The organism is Bradyrhizobium sp. OK095, from assembly GCF_900109945.1.
In the GTDB taxonomy this organism is placed as follows: Bacteria; Pseudomonadota; Alphaproteobacteria; order Rhizobiales; family Xanthobacteraceae; genus Bradyrhizobium.
The window spans coordinates 264,273-281,375 of record NZ_FOBX01000006.1 but is presented as its reverse complement, the minus strand read 5'-3'; the positions used below and the strand labels follow the sequence as shown (position 1 = coordinate 281,375).

Sequence of the window (17,103 nt, the reverse complement as noted above, 5' to 3'; positions counted from 1 at the left end):
TCTTAGGCTGTGACGGCCGCGTTCGCCAGAGCGGCCTCGGCGGCGATCTGGGCCCGGCGGAGCCGCCGCGCCCGTTTGCGATCGCACCAGGTCTGGGTGAGCCGCTCGGTCGTGGCCTTGATCGAGGATAACAGGCCGAACAGTGTCAATGCCGCACCGAACAGCCAGAGCGCCAGATCGAATGCGCCGCCGATCAGCAGCAGCGCGCCGCGACCGAAGAGCTTCATGATCGCACGGGTCTTGCTCCCTTGCGCTTCCGCAAGCCGGGCTGCGCGCGCGACATCCTTCGGGCCCTCGGCGATGCGCAGCGTGTCCATCGCCCCGCGCGTGCCGGTCTTTTCGGCAACGCGCGTGACGTCCTTGCCGAGCCGGACCAGCGCGCCAGCCTTCTCGGCGCGGAACGCAGCCTTGATCGCGCTCACAGTCTCGCCGGGGCGGAACACCGAGCCCTTGGCGACCGCATTCTGAAGCATCGGCGCATCGACCACCTCGCGCGCGGACCGGCCGGCCCACGCCGCGAGCCCCTCGCCGAGCCGCCCGACTTTTCGCGCGTCCTTCACCAGTGTCAGCCCCGCGCGCACCGGCGCGGCGCCGCCGACCGACACGTAAGTCACGGCCGTCACCGCAAGGCCCGCGGTCGCAAGGCCAAGCACCAGGCGGTCGGTGTCCTCGCCCATGGCGAGGTGCTTGCCTTCCCGCACCACGTCCCTGATATCGCCGATGACGAAGAGATCGCCGGCCACCGTTCCCGACAGGCTCGCGACATCGTCGGCGGTGCCGGTGACGAGCCCGGTGGCAAAGCGTTTGGCGAAATGCGAGGTGGAATTTTCGTCTTTGACCGCGTCGCTGACGCGGTTGAGCAGGTCGTCGGACAGCGCGATATTGCGGTCACGCGCCAGCGCGACAAAGCTGTCGGCGAGATCGGCGTCACCCGCGGCGAGCGCGGCCTCGATATTGTCCTGGACCAGATGGTCGTTCTGCGCGAGAGCCGCATTGAGCTTGAGCTCGGACAGCGCGGCCGGATCATCCTGGGCGACGAAAATCGCGCCGGCCTCGCGGGCATGCGGCGCGACCTGGGCGAGCAGGAAGCTGCATGCCGCGATCCCGGTCAACGCTGTGCTGATTCGCAGCCACTTCATGCCAAAAGCCCGGACGGTCCAAGATCGGTTGCGCCTGATGGTTCGTCTTTTGCCGCAATTCCACTCGTCCACAGACATAGTATGCCAAAATTGCGACACAACGTCCCCGACGAAAGAAGGGCTTCTCTCAGGCCGCAAGATTGTGTCGAATTTGCATGAGTAAATGAGCATGGGGCAATGCGGTCCTTTCGGTTCCCCTGGACTAGCAATCATCGGTACCCCCCAGTATGGTCCGCGGCGCCTTAAAGATGCCGCGCCAGTTTTTGATTGTGTCTGCCGCCACTACCACTCCAGGATGAGTTACGATGTCCGACCATGTCGTCCCGCACTTCCATAACGATGCCGGCGTCCCCGTCATCGAGATCGGCTCGCAAGAGTTCATGTGCGTGGGCGCCAACCCTCCGTTCGATCATCCGCACGTCTTCCTGGACCTCGGCAACGACAACGAGATCATCTGCCCGTACTGCTCGACGCTGTACCGCTTCGCGGCGGACCTGAAGGCCGGCGAAGCCCGTCCGCCGGAATGCGTGCTGAAAGACAAGGTCGCCTGACCGCGTCCATCGGTCAGGGGTGGCGCTCTCCCGAACAATCGTCATCGCCGGTGCCGGCATCGGTGGACTGACGGCCGCACTTGCGCTCGCCGCCCGTGGCTTCCGCATCGTCGTGCTGGAAAAGGCCGAGCGGCTCGAGGAAGTCGGCGCCGGCCTGCAACTCTCCCCCAATGCCAGCCGCGTGCTGGTCGAGCTTGGACTTGCCGAACGGCTGAAGCTGCGCGCCGTCGTCCCTGAGGCGGTCTCGATCATGAGCGCGCGGGCCGGCGGTGAGCTGCTGCGCATGCCGCTCGGCGAGGCGGCGTCTGCGCGCGCCGGCGCCCCCTATTGGGTGGTGCATCGCGCCGATCTGCAATCCGCACTCGCCGGCGCCATCGCCGACCATCCCGATATCGACCTCAAACTCGGCGCGACCTTCGAAGATTTCGCGCCTCACGCGAAGGGACTGACGGTGGTGCATCGCAGCGGCACGATCCGCCGCAGCGATCTCGCCAGCGCGCTGATCGGCGCCGACGGCATCTGGTCGACGGTCCGCCAGCATCTGTTTCCCGAGGTGCAGCCGCGCTTCTCCGGGCTGATCGCCTGGCGCGGCACGCTGGACGCCACGCAATTGCCGAAGGATTTCACCGCGCGGCGGGTGCAGCTGTGGATGGGCGCGAACGCGCATCTCGTTGCCTATCCGATCGCGGGCGGCCGCCAGATCAACGTGGTCGCGGTGCTCCCTGGCACCTGGAACAGGCCGGGCTGGAGCACGCCCGGCGATCCCCGCGAGGTGATGGACGCCTTCGCTGCGCCACGATGGCCGCCGGCGGCGCGGATGATGCTGGCGACCGTCGACAACTGGCGGAAATGGGCGCTGTTCGGCGTGCCCGACGGCTGCCCCTGGAGCAACGGCCCGGTCGCGCTGCTTGGCGACGCCGTGCATGCGATGCTGCCCTTCGCCGCACAAGGCGCCGGCATGGCGATCGAGGATGCCGCCACGCTCGCGCAGCATCTGAGCCTCGAGGCCGCCGAGAGCACCGCTGATATCACCGCCGCGCTGAAGCAATATGGCCGTGCGCGCCAGGCGCGGGTGCGGCGGGTGCAGCGGACCGCCCGGCAACAGGGCCGCATCTATCATCTCGGCGGGCCGCTCGCGATTGCGCGCGATCTTGCGATCCGCGCGCTCGGCCCGGACCGCATGCTGGCGCGGCAGGACTGGATCTACCGCTGGCGCGTCTGACGCGGGCGCAGTCGTGTGGGCTCAGCGAACGGCGCTGCCTGATTTCGGGGCCGGCTTGATGTCCGGCCGTTGCGGCGCAGCGGCCGGCGCCGCCGCACCTGGTGGCGTTTCCCGGCACCTGCTGCGGCGCCAGGCGTCTTCGGCGAGCTGCGCCCGCCCACGCACCGAGACGTAGTCATTGCGATAGGCGAGCTCGGACACGACGGCGCCGCCGGCCCCGGTCTCCGCCTTGTCCATCAGCTTCTGCAATTCAGCGGTGCGGGCGGCAAGCGCCTTGCGCTCGGCCTCGAGCTGCTTGCAATCGTACAATTCGTATGCCGCGGGATCGGCGAAGGCCGGCGCGACCGTCTCGCTCATGCTGGCGCAGCCGGACAGCACGGCGCCTGCCGCAAGCAGCACGAGAAGCGCGCCTGAGCCGCGCAGGGAAGAGGAAAACGAAGCAGCTATGAACGAAACAGCCATGCCGGATGAATAGTCCCCGTGGATTGAGAATGCCTAAAGCAACAACAGATGTCCGGATTGAGGCTTTGCCTTGTGCGGCCGGCTCGCTTAAGGAAGAACCACCCACCCGGCCTTGCGAAGCGCCAATTCCAGACGGCCGAAGGTGGACTTAAGTGTTTGATCTCGTTGGATCAAGCGGGCATGGCGGAATTGGTAGACGCAAGGGACTTAAAATCCCTCGGTGCGCAAGCGCTGTGCCGGTTCGACCCCGGCTGCCCGCACCACGATTAGCGCGGTCGTTTTCCGGCGAACGCACCTGCCGGCGCTGCGCCAGCCAGGACGTCGCCGACAATCAGTAATTGAGGCGCATAAGGACGGCGTTGATTGCGAAGGGACCGGCGGCAGCCGCATCGCAAGCGCCGTGTCGCACGAAGACGCAGGCCGTGATGTCGTGGCTCGTCAGGGCACAGGTTCGTTGCATGAAATCGGCCGGCAATTCCTTCGCGAGGCTCGAGGGGCCGATGATACGGTTGAAGCCGCGTTCGTGCTGCTTAACCAGAATCGGCAGCCGCCCCCTGGCTTGGGGGTCGTCCCGATAAAATGAATAGACCGGGCGGCCGAGCGCAAGTTGCCCGCGTCCGGGTAAGAACGGGTCGTGCGTGCCGTACAGGGCCAGGCCACAGAGGTCCGGATCCGCGTCGAGTTCCGCGGCCAGCCGCCCCTCGCCCGTGCCCCGAGTCCAATTGTCGCGCATGATGTAGGTTGCGCCCGACAATCCGAGCGACAGCAGCAGCCAGCCCGCGCAAACAGCATGGATCCCGGAGACGCGCCAAGCCCGCTTCCGGCGCATCATCTCGGCCCAATCGCCCGAACCAAGTCCCGCGGCGACGATCAGCAGCGCGATCGACAGGAAGATGAACCGGTATTCCTTGTGCACGATCACGCTGTGAAACGCGACATTCACGATCGCGGCGACGATCAACAGAGGGGCATGCCGCCAGCCACGCCAAAGTGCCAGAAACATCAGCAGCGTCGCGCCCGACCAGAGAACCGAAGTCAGAAGGACGTAGGCATATGCCGGCGCGACACCGAATTCCGATGCGCGATCATGCAAGAGATTTTGCTGAATGTTCTGGATGAGCCATCCGAATGGCGTCGATCCGTGCGCAACGTCGATGCCGGCCCCGACCGCGAGAGCAAGGCAGCCTCCACCGATCAGCGGAAGCGCGTTTCGCAAATCCCTCCAGCACGCGCCGAGCACGAACACGGCACAGGCCGGCGCATATTGAAACCGCCAGACAAAGGCGAGCGCGAGCAGCGCACCGCCGATGAAAAGGCGATTTCGCGAAAGTTCGCCGGTCAGCAGCAATGCTGCCGGCAAGATGACGGCCGTTGCCAGCGGTTCGCTCAGCGTGTGAGGTGCGAAGTAGACAAGCTCGAACCAGACAGCGGCGGCCACCGCCGTGACGACGGCGTGCGCCCGCGAGATTCGTGCGCCGAAATGCCATGCCGTCAGCACGATCGACAACGAGGCAAGTCCGACCAGGAGGCGCGGCACGACGAAGGCGCCCCACCCGCCTGGGGCAAGCCAGTCTCCAAGCGCGACCGGCCCCGCGAACAGGGTCGGCAAAAACCAGCTCCGGATGCCGTCGCGCCATTCCCAGGTCACGACGCCCTCATGGCCGAGCAAGCGCCAGGCGGGCTCCAGATACTGATAGATCTCGTCGGCATGGTTGATGTTCGGCCAGAAGGCCAGCGGCAGCCGCAGGGCCGCGGCCAACAACAGCACTGCGCAAAGCATGCCGTGCCGCTCCGCGAAGCTCGTGGCCTTGACGGCTGGGACTGTGACGGCCTCGGATAGTGTTGCAGCGCCGGCTGTCATGGTTTTTTGGCTACGTCGGCAAAATCGGGCCTGACGTACACAGTTTCGTACGCGCCGATGTATTGCTCGCGCCAGCCGCGCTTCTCGACGAGAAAGTGCCGCAGCTGGTCGTGCGCCTTGACCCATAGCACGGCGTCGATCCGGTACTTGTCGAGCACAAGGTCCCACGCCGTCTGGTCCACGTCCCAGCTCACCAGCCTGAAATAGTCGCGCAGGAGATCGTCTGGATAAGCCGTGGCGGCGCGGCCGTCGACGAACAGGGGCACCTCGCCGCGCGTGCGGAAGATCAGGTAACCGCCGACATTCCAGTTGTTCAGGACGCGCGCGCCCGCGAAGTGCTTTTGCAGATAGCCGGCATCTTCGCGCGACAGCATCTCCGGAAGTGCGAGATCGGGCGCAACGCGCAGGTAACCGATCGGCAGCGTGCATAATCCTACGATGCCCGCGGCGAGCAGAGGTCCGCGAAAATCGCCATTGGTGAATCGCGCAGGCAGCAACCGATCGATGTGAAGGGCGAGCGGCCCGGTCGAGAATATGAAGAAGAAGGCGATGTACCTGAACTGATAGAGCCCAAGGAGCAGGAACAACCAGGACATCAAGCGTGTTTCGAGCGGGATTGGTTTGGAGTTGCGAAAGTGCAGCTCCAGCGCGACGAAGCTCAGCATGTACAGAATGCCGGGAAGGCTGCCTGGCATTTCCATGTTGTGGTAGTAAGACAGCCACTCGCCAATATTGCCCTGGACGAAGTGCCCCATCGTCGCGGCTGCACCGGTGTAGATTTTCCAGCCGAGCGGATTGACGAATGTCGCAGCGAAACTTCCGATTCCGGCGAGCGCATATATCCTGAGATCGGGCCAGGCGCGCCGGAGCAGGGCTACGCAGAAGAATACGCCGATCACGAAAAATCCGAGCAGGAAGCCGCCGTGCAGATTGGCCCAAAGCGCCATCAATGGAGGAAGCACCAGCCACCGCGTTCGGCTCAGGCATTCACGGTAGAAGACGACGCAAAACAACATTGTGCATGTGTTCGGCGACACAGCGAGATAGATGTTCGGCGACGCTTCGTAAGCGGGATAGAGCAGGCATCCCAGAAACACGGCGATGCACACCGCTATTGGCGATGCGCCAAAGCCGAGACAGATGGACGTGAGAATGCCGATGATCGCCGCGCCAGAGAGCACAGCAAAGAGGACGAGGCCGCCGAATCCTGCATATTGAAACGTTGCGCTGGCGAGCGCGTCCCAAAGCCAGGACAGGTTGAACCATGTCTTGGCATTGTGGGTGAACGACCAGGGATCCTGGACAGGGATGCTGTTCCGCTCACGGATGAGGTCGCCGGCGGCGAGATGCCAACCCAGATCGTAGTGACCAAGCAGAACCGGCCCGTTCAAGAGGTAGAACAGGCCAACGAACGAGATCAGGAACAGATAGACTGCCGATCGGAGGAAGAACGGCCCGATCGCGTTGGCAACCTTGTCCAACGTCGGCTGGTGCCAGACCTCGTGCTGATCCATCGCTTCCCTCGGAACAAAGCCAGCCTGAGGGCTGTGCACCGGCCGATCGCCGGATGCGAGCTTTGGCGATGATTTACGGCCAATTTATCTAAGGTGGAGTAAATTCCGGCAATGCAATCCGTCGGGATTCGACTGGAGGAGCAAGCCCAATCGACCGAAGAGCCTACACGATCGTGTGTCGGAAATTGCGTGGGGGCTGATGGTGCCCGGCCCGCGGCCGCGTCGATCGAGTGATGGTCCGCCGAGCGCCACCTCGAAAACTGACGCTGTCATGAATTTGTGCCGTCCGCATCCAGGCGCTCCGGCTCGGCCCGAAAATCGAGCAGCAGGATCCAAAAGGATGTCAGGGCAACGATGAGCAGACCAAAGCCGCCTTCGAATGTGTGGCCTGTCATCGAGATCAGCGCAGGAACAGCGAGGCCGATGGTGAAGAAGGCGGCCAGCGCCAACGCTGGGAGATCGACGACGAGGATCGCGGCATAGAGCGCAAGCTCGAAGAAGGCATATTCCTTCAAGCGTGGCGAGCTGAGATACAGCGCCAACATGGCGAGGACAGTGACGCGCATCGCGGTGCGCGGATGATCCATCAGCCAGCGGTCCAGTTGCGCCCGCAGCGATCCCGCTGCCGTTCCCGGCTGGCTCCGGGCGGCGCGCAGCACGGACAGCACGAGCGGCCCCAGCACGAGCGCGAAAGCCCCGAGCACATAGGCCGCCAACAGTGCCGGCTTGGGGGCGCCGAGCCCGGCATGCTCCATCAAGCTCTGTGCCAGCAGCAGCAGCGACGGATTCGTCTCCAACAGATCGACCGCGTGCTGGTTTGGGATCTGTCCTCCGATTGCAAGCAGCCAGCTCGCGAACGGATCGGGGTACAGCAGCTTCGATAACAGGATCATCATCGCGAAGCCGAACGCCGCACCAGCGATCAGCGTCAACTTGCGGCCGGGCGGCAGCGGCAGAAAGTAGAGCGCCGCCAGCACGGGACAAAACACCAGCTTGAAGGAGGTCACGAGGCCGAGCAGCACAGCGCCGCCGAGACGAATGGCGAAGGTCCAGCGTTCGGTTGCGGCAGACGCAGGCGAACGAAGCAGAAGATGCAGAGCGATCACGGTCAGCAGGCCGCTCAGAAGCGCGAAATTCCCCGACGCTACGACCCATTCGAAGCCGACGAAAGCGCCGAGCGCGCAGAGCACCCTGAGCGCAACGTCGCGCGAGCGCGTTCGTGGTCGGCCGAGACCGGGCAGAAGCAGGCCGCAGAGCACCGCGAGTATGAGATAAACACCCCTGTAGTGGTGGATGAGAAAGCCACCAGCACACAGCGGCCGGAAGACATCCAGGGTCAAGGGCAAATAAGGATAAGAGAAGGTGGTGCCCGCCAGATTCTTGACGAAATATGGATCGAGCCCCGCGGCATGGGCGTCGACTGCGGCGCAGTTGACCTTCACGTCCCAGCCATAGTCGACGTCAACGGCGGCATCCTTGGCGAGATTGCCGAGCACCAGCAGCGCGGTCAGCACGATCAGGCCGGCAAGCCAGCCGTTGCGCCTCGCAGCCATGCCGGCCGAGGGTCCCAACCATCGTGCTGTACCGGTGACGTCGGACACCGCGAAAATACCTTGTCGTTCTGGGTTGTCGTCTTGAGTTGTCGTCTTGGGTTCCCTCGGCGCCCTGCGCAGCGCCCGGTCAGGCCACAATGGAGAGGATGGGTTGCGGATTCATCTCCCCGGTTCGGCGTCCCCGGTCTTATGGTGAACAGCTCGTTGCCGGGCCGCCCCCGCCTGCCAGCTATCCCGAAACAAGGGTTGTGCAACGCAGCATGGACGATAGATAAAGCCTCTGAATTTCAGAGGTGAGCTTCTTGTCCGACGTCAACGCCGACGATTGGGTGTCCTCGGGACACCGCCCCATGGGTTTTCCCGAATTCGTTATCGTGATCGCGTCCATCATGGCGCTGAATCCGCTTGCGATGGACATGATGCTGCCGGCGCTGCCCAATATCGGAGCAGCCTTCAACATTCCCAACGCCAACCACCTCCAGCTCGTGCTGTCGACCTTCCTGATCGGTTTTGGTGTGGGCCAGTTCATCATGGGGCCCCTGTCCGACCGGTTCGGCCGACGTCCGGTGCTGCTCGGCGGCATGGCGGTCTATGCGGTGGCGAGCGTCCTGGCGATTGCAGCACCCTCGTTCGAGACATTGCTGCTGGCGCGCGCCCTCCAGGGTTTTGGCACCTCCGCAACGCGCGTCATCGCCACCTCGATCGTGCGCGACTGTTACGTCGGCCGCCGCATGGCGAGCGTAATGTCGCTGGCGATGATGATCTTCATCGCGGTGCCCGTGATCGCGCCCTCGTTCGGACAGGCGGTGCTGCTGGTGACGCACTGGCGCGGCATCTTCGTCGTGCTGATGCTCTACGGCCTGCTCGCGCTCGCATGGTCCGTGCTGCGGCTGCCGGAGACGTTGCCTGAGAGCGAACGCCGGTCGCTCGCGCCACGCGACGTGCTCGCGGCCTACTGGCAGACCGTGACCAATCGCCAGACCATCGGCTACGCGCTCGCCGCCGGCAGCGTCATGGGCGCGCTGTTCGCCTACGTCTTCTCGGCCCAGCAGGTTTTTGTCGGCATCTATCATCTCGGCCATTATTTCCCGCTCGCCTTCGCTGCGATCGCGGCCGGCACCGCCGTCGCCGGCTTCCTCAACGCCAAGTTTGTCGGGACGCTCGGCATGCGCGTGATCTCGCACGGCGCGCTGACGCTCTACACGGCGGTCGCGGGCGTGATGCTGCTGACGGAAAGCCTCGGCATGCTGCCGCTACCCCTGTTCATGGTGCTCTCCGCGCTGATGATGTTCTCGTTCGGCATGATGGTCGCCAACTTCACCGCGCTCGCCATGGAGCCGCAGGGCCATATCGCCGGCACCGCCTCCTCGCTCTACGGCTCGATCACGACGCTGATCGGCATCGTGGTCGGCATGGCGATCGGCCAGAGCTTTGACGGCACGCTGCTGCCGTTCTCGGTCGGCTTCTTCCTGTCGACGGTCGCGGCGCTCGCGATCGTGCTGGTGGTGGAAAAGGGACGGCTGTTCAAGCCGCATCATCGCCCGATCGCTTAAGGAACTTGCCGGCGACCTCGATGTTGTACCGCAGCAATTCGAAAGGCCGCTGCAATGGAACCCGAACACCGCGAAGATCATACTGCTTCGGATCGGCAGGCGACGGAGCGCCCCGTGCCGAAGACCGACAAGACGGCATTCACCGCGCCGTTCGCAAGCGAGGGCCTCGAGCAATTGCGCGACAGCCATTGCTGAGCGCGAAGCCTAAAGCATGATCCGGAAAAGTGCGAAGCGGTTTTCCGAAAAGATCATGCGCAAACAACAACCTCAAGCGCGATGACGATTCATCCCAATCTCATCGCGCTTTAGTCCGCAGGACGTCTGCTGGCGCTGAAATCGTCGGCAGCGCTCTCGGGCGCCGCGCTGTTTCCGCGTGGCGGCACCATCAATATCACGACCTCTCGCGTGAGACCGGAGCGCCCCCACAAGGTCGCCTGCACGGTGAACTCGCGCTTGACGAAATGCCCGGCGCTTCCGGAAACCCACTCCATCCAACGGCCGCAATAGTCCTGCCCGCGGAAACAGAGCGCGGCCCAGCCGCGATCCAGCGTGGTCTTGCGCGGCAGGCCCCAGCTGTATTGGTACTCGAAGGGCCGCGCATAATTCGGATGGTCGGGGCTGTAGAACGCCGTCGCGAAAGCGAGCGAGTCATCGCCGCTCACGGCGCTCAGCGGCTCGCTCGTCAGCTCGCGCCATTCGCGCGTCAATTCGTTCGCCGCCTGCGCGTAGAAATTCCGGCCCTCTTCATAGCCGTGATTGTTGCGATAGACGGCGTGGATCGGCGCTGCGACCAGGACGGCGGCAAGCGCAACGCCAGCCGTGATCACCGCGACGTTGACGGTGTAGAAGCGCTCGATCGGATAGCGCGTCCCGCAAACCACGAGCACGGCGAACAGGAACATTCCCTGCAACGCCCACAGCGACGGCAGATCCGTCCCCATCGCGAGCGACGTCAGGACCGGCAGCACGATCGTGCCGACCGCAACATAGAACAGAAGCCGCAGGCCCGGACTCATGGCCGCGAAATCGGCCGGAAACTGCTTGAGCCGCGTACCCGCGATGAATATCCAGAGCACGGCCGACACGCTCATCGCCGCCGCCAGCCCCAGCAGAAAATTCCTGACCTCACCGATCGAGCTCGCGGCGTTGCCGTTGGCGTGGGCCAGCGCATACGTGAAGGCCGATGCGCCCGTCGTCTCCAGCCAGTAGATGTGCGGCGACAGAACCGCGAGCCCGGAGACAGTCGATATCCAGGGCGAAGCGGAGGTGAAATAGGCGCGCCGCGCCGGATGTGCCAGCGCGGCAACCACAAAGCTCGCGACGAGAAAGATCGAGTAATATTTGCCGACCATCGCCAGCGCCGTCGCGCATCCCGCCGCAACCGCCCACAGCGCTGAGCGCGTCTCGAACGCGCGCAGGAAGCACCAGGTCGCCAGCGGCCAGACCGCCAGCAGCACCGAATTGGCGTTGAAGCGCTGGGCATGGAATTGATAGGCCGGCGTCAGCATCAGGAGCAGCAGCACCAGGATGCGCTTGTGCCCGGTGACGAACCGGCGCGAAACCAGATCGACGAAGAACAGCGCGAGCCCGGCATTCACCATCGCCATCAGCTGCAGCGACCAGTCGCTGGACGGGAAGACGAAGGTCCAGCTCGCGGCGATCCAGCCCATCAGCGGCGGATGCTTGTGATAGCCGAAGGCGAAATACCGTCCCAGCGTCCAGGCCTCGAGCGTATCGGGATGCAGGCCACCACCGGCATAGGCGATGGCCAGATAGAGCGTCCAGACCACAACGAAGCACGCAATGAGAAGCGGCACCGCCCAGCCCGCCTCGATGCCATCGAGCCAGCGTAGAAACGGCCGGCGCCATCGCGCTGGCGCACGATCGGACCGTTCGGCCATCGCCTGGAATGCAAAATCGATCGGCAAGGGAATCAAATCTACGGATTCAAATCGGCGGGAGGGGGAAGCAAGTAATGTCCGAAGACGAACCATCTATTTCAGATTGGAAACAAATAGCAACAATTGGAAACTGGAAGAGCTAAAAGCGCGACCCCTTCGCGTCACATGACCGGCAAACGACACCCGGCAAACGACAACGGCGCCGCTGATGACAGCGGCGCCGCGTGATGATCGGGACGATAAGGTGCAGGACGGCACCTTCTCTTGCTCGGTCTTGCTCTTACTCAGTCTTGTCGATGTTCCAGAACACCGGGGTGGCCGGGCCGTCGAGCACGCCGGTCAGCGACTTCCGCCAGGCGCTGGGCGACAGATACTGGCCGAGCGGCATGTAGAGCACCTGATCGTAGGCTTCCTTCTGGATCTCGGTCGCGATCTTCTTCTGCTCGTCGAGCGAGGCAGCGCGAACGAAGGTGTCCTTGAGCTGCTCGATCTTGGCGTCCTCCGGCCAGCCGAACCATCCGCCCTTCTTGCCCTGCCCGCCGACAGCGACGTTGGAGATCGGGTTGCTCGCGTCGGCGCTGACCCAGTTGGTGACGAACATGTTCCAGCCGCCCTCCTTCGGGGGCTTCTGGCTGGCGCGCCGGCTCACCACCGTCTGCCAGTCGGTGGCCTGCAAATCGACCTTGAAGCCGGCTTCGCGCAATTGCTGGGCCACCACGATCGGCTGAGCCTTCAGCGTCAGCACGTCGCCCGGCGCCATCAGCACGACGGGTGTCCCGTCGTAACCGGACTCGGCCAGCGCCTTCTTCGCCGCGGCAATGTCGCCGCCCTTCGCCAGCGTCTCGCCGCCAACCTCCGTCGCGAACGGCGTGTCGCAAATGAAGGCCGCGGCGCAAGTCTTGTAGTATTTGGGATTGCCGATCAGCGCATCGAGCACGTCCTTCTGCTTGATCGCCAGGAATGCCGCGCGGCGGATTTTGACGTTATCGAAGGGCGGATGAAGGAAGTTCATCCGTGCGCCGGTCTGGAATCCGAACTTGTTCAGGATTTCGAGTTTGAGATCCTTGTCGGCTTCGATGGCGGGCAACATTTCGATGGCGGGAACTTCCATGAAATCGATGTCACCCGACTGAAGCGCATTCAACGCCGTCTGCGCGTCCGGCATCGTAATCCATTCGACGCGGTCGACCTTCACCACCTTGCCGCCGGCGGTCCAGCTCGCCGGCTCCTTGCGCGGCACATAATCGGTGTTCTTGACATAGATCGACTTCACCCCGGGCTGGAATTCAGCCTGCACGAACTTGAAGGGGCCGGAGCCGATCTGCTCGGGTATCTGCTTTTCCACCGGCGTCTCGGCGAGACGCTTCGGCATCATGAAAGCGACCCGCGAGGACGGCTTGCCGATCGATTCCAGCACGAGCGCGTACGGCTCCTTCAGCTTCAGCGTGATGGTCTTGGGGTCGGTCGCCTCGATGCTCGCGGTGAACAGCATCATCTGCTGCCCCATGCCATCGACAGCGGCCCAGCGCTTCAGGGAGGCAACGCAATCTTCCGCGGTGACCGGCGTACCGTCATGCCACTTCAGACCATCGCGCAGCGTGAAGGTGTAGGTCAGCTTGTCGTCGGAGATTGTCCAGTCGGCCATCTGCGGCTGGATCTTGAAGTTCGAATCCGTCGCGATGAGCGTGTCATAGACCATGTAGCCATGATCACGCGAGATATAGGCGCTGGTGAAGATCGGATCGAGGACACGCAAATCCGAATGCATCACGGCGGTAATGGTCTTGCCTGCGGCGAAAGCTGGCGAGGCCAGTGCCGAAAGCGCCACCACCGAAAGCGCAAGTTTGGAGGCAAACGCGCGACGCACGAGTCGGAACATCGAAGCTCTCCTGGAAAATTCTTCTTGCAAACGGCGCCGCTGATGGCAGCGGCGCCGCGTGATGATCGGAACCAAAGGTGCAGGGATGCACCTTGGACCTTACCGACTTGGCCTTACTCGGACTTGTCGATGTTCCAGAACACCGGGGTCGCCGGGCCGTCGAGCACGCCGGTCAGCGACTTCCGCCACGCGCTCGGCGCCAGATACTGGCCGAGCGGTACGTAGATCACCTGATCGTAGGCTTCCTTCTGGATCTCGGTCGCGATCTTCTTCTGATCGTCGAGCGAGGCAGCACGGACGAAATCGTCCTTCAGCTTCTCGATCTTGGCGTTCTCCGCCCAGCCGAACCAGCCGCCTGCTTTGCCCTGACCGCCGATCGAGAAGTTGGCGATCGGGTTGGACACGTCGGCGCTCACCCAGTTGGTGAAGAACATGTTCCAGCCGCCGTCCTTCGGGGGCTTCTGGCTGGCTCTGCGGCTCACCACCGTCTGCCAGTCGGTCGCCTGCGCGTCGACCTTGAAGCCGGCTTCGCGGAGCAACTGCACCGCGACCGTCGGCTGCGCCTTCAGCGTCACGACGTCGCCGGGCACCATCACAACGACGGGCGTGCCGTCATAGCCGGACTCGGCGAGCGCCTTCTTGGCTTCCGCCATGCCGTTGCCCTTGACCAGCGATTCGGAGCCGACATCGGTCGCGAACGGCGTGTCGCAGATGAAGAAGGCGCCGCAGATCTTGTAGTATTTGGGATTGCCGACGAGCGCGTCGAGCACGTCCTTCTGGTTCATCGCCAGAAGTGCCGCACGGCGGATCTTCGGATTGTCGAAGGGCGGATAGAGGAAGTTCATGCGACCGAGCGTCTGGAAGCCGAACTTGTTCAGCTCATCGACCTTGAGATCGGGATTGCCTTCAAGCACCGGCAGCAGATCCCAGGGCGGGTTCTCCATGAAGTCGATATCACCGGATTGCAGTGCGTTCACCGCGGTCTGTGCGTCCGGCATGGTGATCCACTCGACGCGATCGACCTTCACCACCTTGCCGCCGGCGGTCCAGTTCGCCGGCTCCTTGCGCGGCACGTAGTCGGTGTTCTTGACATAGACCGCCTTCACGCCGGGCTGGAATTCGCCCTGCACGAACTTGAACGGGCCGGAGCCGATCTGCTCCGGTATCTGCTTGTCCGGCGGAGTCTCGGCGAGGCGCTTCGGCATCATGAAGGCGACGCGCGAGGACGGCTTGCCGATCGAATCGAGCACCAGGCCGTAGGGCTCCTTCAGCTTCAGCGTGATGGTCTTGGCGTCGGTCGCCTCGATGCTGGCCGTGAACTGCAAAAGCTTCTGGCCCATGCCGTCGGCCGCCGCCCAGCGCTTCAGCGACGCGGCGCAATCCTCTGCCGTCACCGGCGCGCCGTCATGCCATTTCAGACCGTCGCGCAGCGTGAAGGTGTAGGTGAGCTTGTCGTCGGAGACCTTCCAGTCCGCCATCTGCGGCTGGATCTTGAAATTCGAATCCGTCGTGATCAGCGTGTCATAGACCATGTAGCCATGGTCACGCGTGATGTAGGCGGTGGTGAAGATCGGATCGATGATGCGCAGATCCGAATGCATCACTGCCGTGATGGTCTTGCCGGCCGCAAATACCGGCGAAGCCATCGCCGTGGACAGCGCGACGACCGACAGCGCAAGTGTGGAGGCGAACGCGCGTCGCCCCCGGCGCATCAAGCTCAACATAAAAGTTCTCCTGACGTGAAACTGTTCAAAGGCAGGTTATTGGTTGAGCATCAGGATCGTTCCTTAGGCGAACTAACCTCATGCAATGCCTTCATCTTTCGAGACTTGCAGACAGTCTTGAGCGCGTCAATCCGGTTTCGGTGCAGCCCATGGCGTCGCGCGCACGGGCTCCACAAGGATCGGTTTGGCTCTACAACACTCTCCGTCAGTCCTGCCACGCACCAATGCAATGCGCGTTCCACTTCGAAGCTTGAGAGACATTAAGATGAATCCAGCCAATCTTCCCTTCGATTCCGAGGCGATGCTCGAAGGCCTGCGCATTTGGGTGGAATGCGAAAGCCCGACCTGGGACGCGAGCGCCGTTAACCGCATGCTCGATATCGCAGCGCGGGATATGGCGATTATGGGTGCGACGATCGAACGCATCGGAGGCCGGCAAGGCTTTGGCGGCGTCATCCGCGCGCGTTTCCCGCATCCGAAGCAGGGTGAGCCAGGCATTCTGATCGCCGGGCACATGGATACCGTCCACCCCGTTGGCACCATCGAGAAGCTGAAATGGCGTCGCGAGGGCAACAAATGCTACGGCCCCGGCATCTACGACATGAAGGGCGGCAACTACCTCTCGCTGGAAGCGATCCGGCAGCTGGCACGCGCCTCCGTCACCACGCCGCTGCCGATTACCATCCTGTTCACGCCCGACGAGGAAGTCGGCACGCCCTCAACGCGCGACATCATCGAAGCCGAGGCCGCGCGCAACAAATATGTGCTGGTGCCCGAGCCCGGCCGCGCCGACAACGGCGTCACCACCGGACGTTACGCCATCGCGCGATTCAATTTGGAAGCGACGGGCCGGCCGAGCCACGCCGGCGCGACATTGTCGGCGGGACGCTCGGCAATCCGCGAGATGGCGCGGCAGATTCTCGCGATCGACGCGATGACGACGGAGGACTGCACCTTCTCGGTCGGCGTCGTGCACGGCGGACAATGGGTCAATTGCGTTGCCACGACCGCCACCGGCGAAGCGCTGTCCATGGCCAAGCGCCAGGCCGATCTCGACCGCGGCGTCGAGCGCATGCTGGCACTGTCGGGCACGGCAAATGACGTCACCTTCAAGGTGACGCGCGGTGTCACCCGTCCCGTGTGGGAGCCGGATGCGGGCACCATGGCGCTGTATGAAAAGGCGCGCGGCATCGCCAAGTCGCTCGGTGCTGAATTGCCGCATGCGAGTTCGGGCGGCGGCTCCGATGCCAACTTCACGGGCGCGATGGGCATCCCCTCGCTCGATGGCCTTGGCGTGCGCGGCGGCAACGGCCACACGCTCGAGGAGTTTATCGAGGTGGATAGCCTCGTCGAGCGCGGCCGGCTGATGGCGGGTTTGCTGGCAACACTGGCGTAAATTGAATCAATCTCGCACTGCACAATACGTTGGCAGTCGCGGTTGAAATTTAGCCTTGTCTAAAAATGAGGCGCATCGTACTGCTCGCTGGTCCACGCGACGATGCGGGAGAGATCGCAATGAAGGCCTCTAGCCTTCTTTGCGGCGCCGACGGAGCAACCGCCCCGGAAACTCTCAGGCAAAAGGACTGTATCGTCAGGACGATCTGGAGAGAGGCGGCACGATCTTGAGATCGTGACGTCCACCGAAGGGGATAGTCTGCAAAGGTCTCGTGAGGTCTGCCCTCACTGAGGTCCGCGCCGGATCAAGCTCTCAGGTAACCGTGACAGATGGGGCGCCGAACGGCCT

Annotated in this window: 13 protein-coding genes, 1 tRNA gene and 2 riboswitches; of the genes, 6 read left to right on the top strand and 8 right to left on the bottom strand. The window is 63.6% G+C overall.

The window, feature by feature from the left end:
• Nucleotides 1-2 precede the first annotated feature (2 nt).
• Complete coding sequence (locus BMW89_RS18045) at nt 3-1,139, bottom strand: hypothetical protein (RefSeq protein WP_092028327.1); 1,137 nt, start codon at nt 1,137-1,139, stop codon at nt 3-5.
• Nucleotides 1,140-1,444: 305 nt separating this feature from the next.
• On the opposite strand from BMW89_RS18045, the gene BMW89_RS18040 reads away from it, so the two are divergent.
• Both BMW89_RS18040 and BMW89_RS18035 read left to right on the top strand, forming a co-directional pair.
• Nucleotides 1,445-1,690: a zinc-finger domain-containing protein gene (locus BMW89_RS18040; RefSeq protein WP_007602543.1), complete on the top strand. Its 246-nt coding sequence runs from the start codon at nt 1,445-1,447 to the stop codon at nt 1,688-1,690.
• Between the two features lie 19 nt (nt 1,691-1,709).
• Complete coding sequence (locus BMW89_RS18035) at nt 1,710-2,912, top strand: FAD-dependent monooxygenase (protein ID WP_092028326.1); 1,203 nt, start codon at nt 1,710-1,712, stop codon at nt 2,910-2,912.
• A gap of 21 nt (nt 2,913-2,933) precedes the next feature.
• On the opposite strand, the gene BMW89_RS18030 is transcribed toward BMW89_RS18035, so the two are convergent.
• Nucleotides 2,934-3,359, bottom strand: coding sequence for a twin-arginine translocation pathway signal (locus BMW89_RS18030; RefSeq protein ID WP_092028514.1), 426 nt, complete (start codon nt 3,357-3,359; stop codon nt 2,934-2,936).
• Nucleotides 3,360-3,548: 189 nt separating this feature from the next.
• Here BMW89_RS18030 and BMW89_RS18025 point away from each other — a divergent pair.
• Nucleotides 3,549-3,637: transfer RNA gene (locus tag BMW89_RS18025), tRNA-Leu, on the top strand.
• A 68-nt stretch (nt 3,638-3,705) separates the two neighbouring features.
• On the opposite strand, the gene BMW89_RS18020 is transcribed toward BMW89_RS18025, so the two are convergent.
• The 3 genes from BMW89_RS18020 to BMW89_RS18010 form a co-directional block, all read right to left on the bottom strand.
• Entirely contained in the window at nt 3,706-5,235 is a 1,530-nt protein-coding gene (locus BMW89_RS18020; RefSeq protein WP_092028325.1) for a glycosyltransferase family protein, read from the bottom strand.
• The gene (locus tag BMW89_RS18015) at nt 5,232-6,749 is read right to left on the bottom strand and encodes a hypothetical protein (RefSeq protein WP_092028324.1); all 1,518 of its coding nucleotides are present in this window, start codon (nt 6,747-6,749) and stop codon (nt 5,232-5,234) included. Before BMW89_RS18015 ends, BMW89_RS18020 begins: the two co-directional genes overlap by 4 nt.
• A gap of 269 nt (nt 6,750-7,018) precedes the next feature.
• On the bottom strand, nt 7,019-8,302 hold the full coding sequence (locus tag BMW89_RS18010; RefSeq protein WP_177196126.1) for a hypothetical protein: 1,284 nt from the start codon (nt 8,300-8,302) through the stop codon (nt 7,019-7,021).
• Nucleotides 8,303-8,604: 302 nt separating this feature from the next.
• On the opposite strand from BMW89_RS18010, the gene BMW89_RS18005 reads away from it, so the two are divergent.
• Both BMW89_RS18005 and BMW89_RS37925 read left to right on the top strand, forming a co-directional pair.
• Nucleotides 8,605-9,855 (top strand): multidrug effflux MFS transporter, encoded by a 1,251-nt coding sequence (locus BMW89_RS18005; RefSeq protein WP_092028513.1) that lies wholly within the window; start codon nt 8,605-8,607, stop codon nt 9,853-9,855.
• 54 nt (nt 9,856-9,909) lie between these two features.
• Nucleotides 9,910-10,050: a hypothetical protein gene (locus BMW89_RS37925; protein WP_177196125.1), complete on the top strand. Its 141-nt coding sequence runs from the start codon at nt 9,910-9,912 to the stop codon at nt 10,048-10,050.
• 110 nt (nt 10,051-10,160) lie between these two features.
• On the opposite strand, the gene BMW89_RS18000 is transcribed toward BMW89_RS37925, so the two are convergent.
• From BMW89_RS18000 to BMW89_RS17990, 3 genes are all read right to left on the bottom strand, one after another.
• The gene (locus BMW89_RS18000) at nt 10,161-11,756 is read right to left on the bottom strand and encodes a glycosyltransferase family 39 protein (RefSeq protein ID WP_177196157.1); all 1,596 of its coding nucleotides are present in this window, start codon (nt 11,754-11,756) and stop codon (nt 10,161-10,163) included.
• A gap of 280 nt (nt 11,757-12,036) precedes the next feature.
• Entirely contained in the window at nt 12,037-13,635 is a 1,599-nt protein-coding gene (locus tag BMW89_RS17995; protein WP_092028321.1) for an ABC transporter substrate-binding protein, read from the bottom strand.
• 113 nt (nt 13,636-13,748) lie between these two features.
• A complete protein-coding gene (locus tag BMW89_RS17990) occupies nt 13,749-15,359 on the bottom strand; it encodes an ABC transporter substrate-binding protein (RefSeq protein WP_092028320.1) in 1,611 nt (536 codons plus the stop codon).
• Between the two features lie 265 nt (nt 15,360-15,624).
• On the opposite strand from BMW89_RS17990, the gene BMW89_RS17985 reads away from it, so the two are divergent.
• Nucleotides 15,625-16,755: a M20/M25/M40 family metallo-hydrolase gene (locus BMW89_RS17985; protein WP_092028319.1), complete on the top strand. Its 1,131-nt coding sequence runs from the start codon at nt 15,625-15,627 to the stop codon at nt 16,753-16,755.
• Nucleotides 16,756-16,850: 95 nt separating this feature from the next.
• A riboswitch (glycine riboswitch) is annotated at nt 16,851-16,955 on the top strand.
• 3 nt (nt 16,956-16,958) lie between these two features.
• Nucleotides 16,959-17,086: riboswitch (glycine riboswitch) on the top strand.
• The last annotated feature ends 17 nt before the right edge of the window (nt 17,087-17,103 follow it).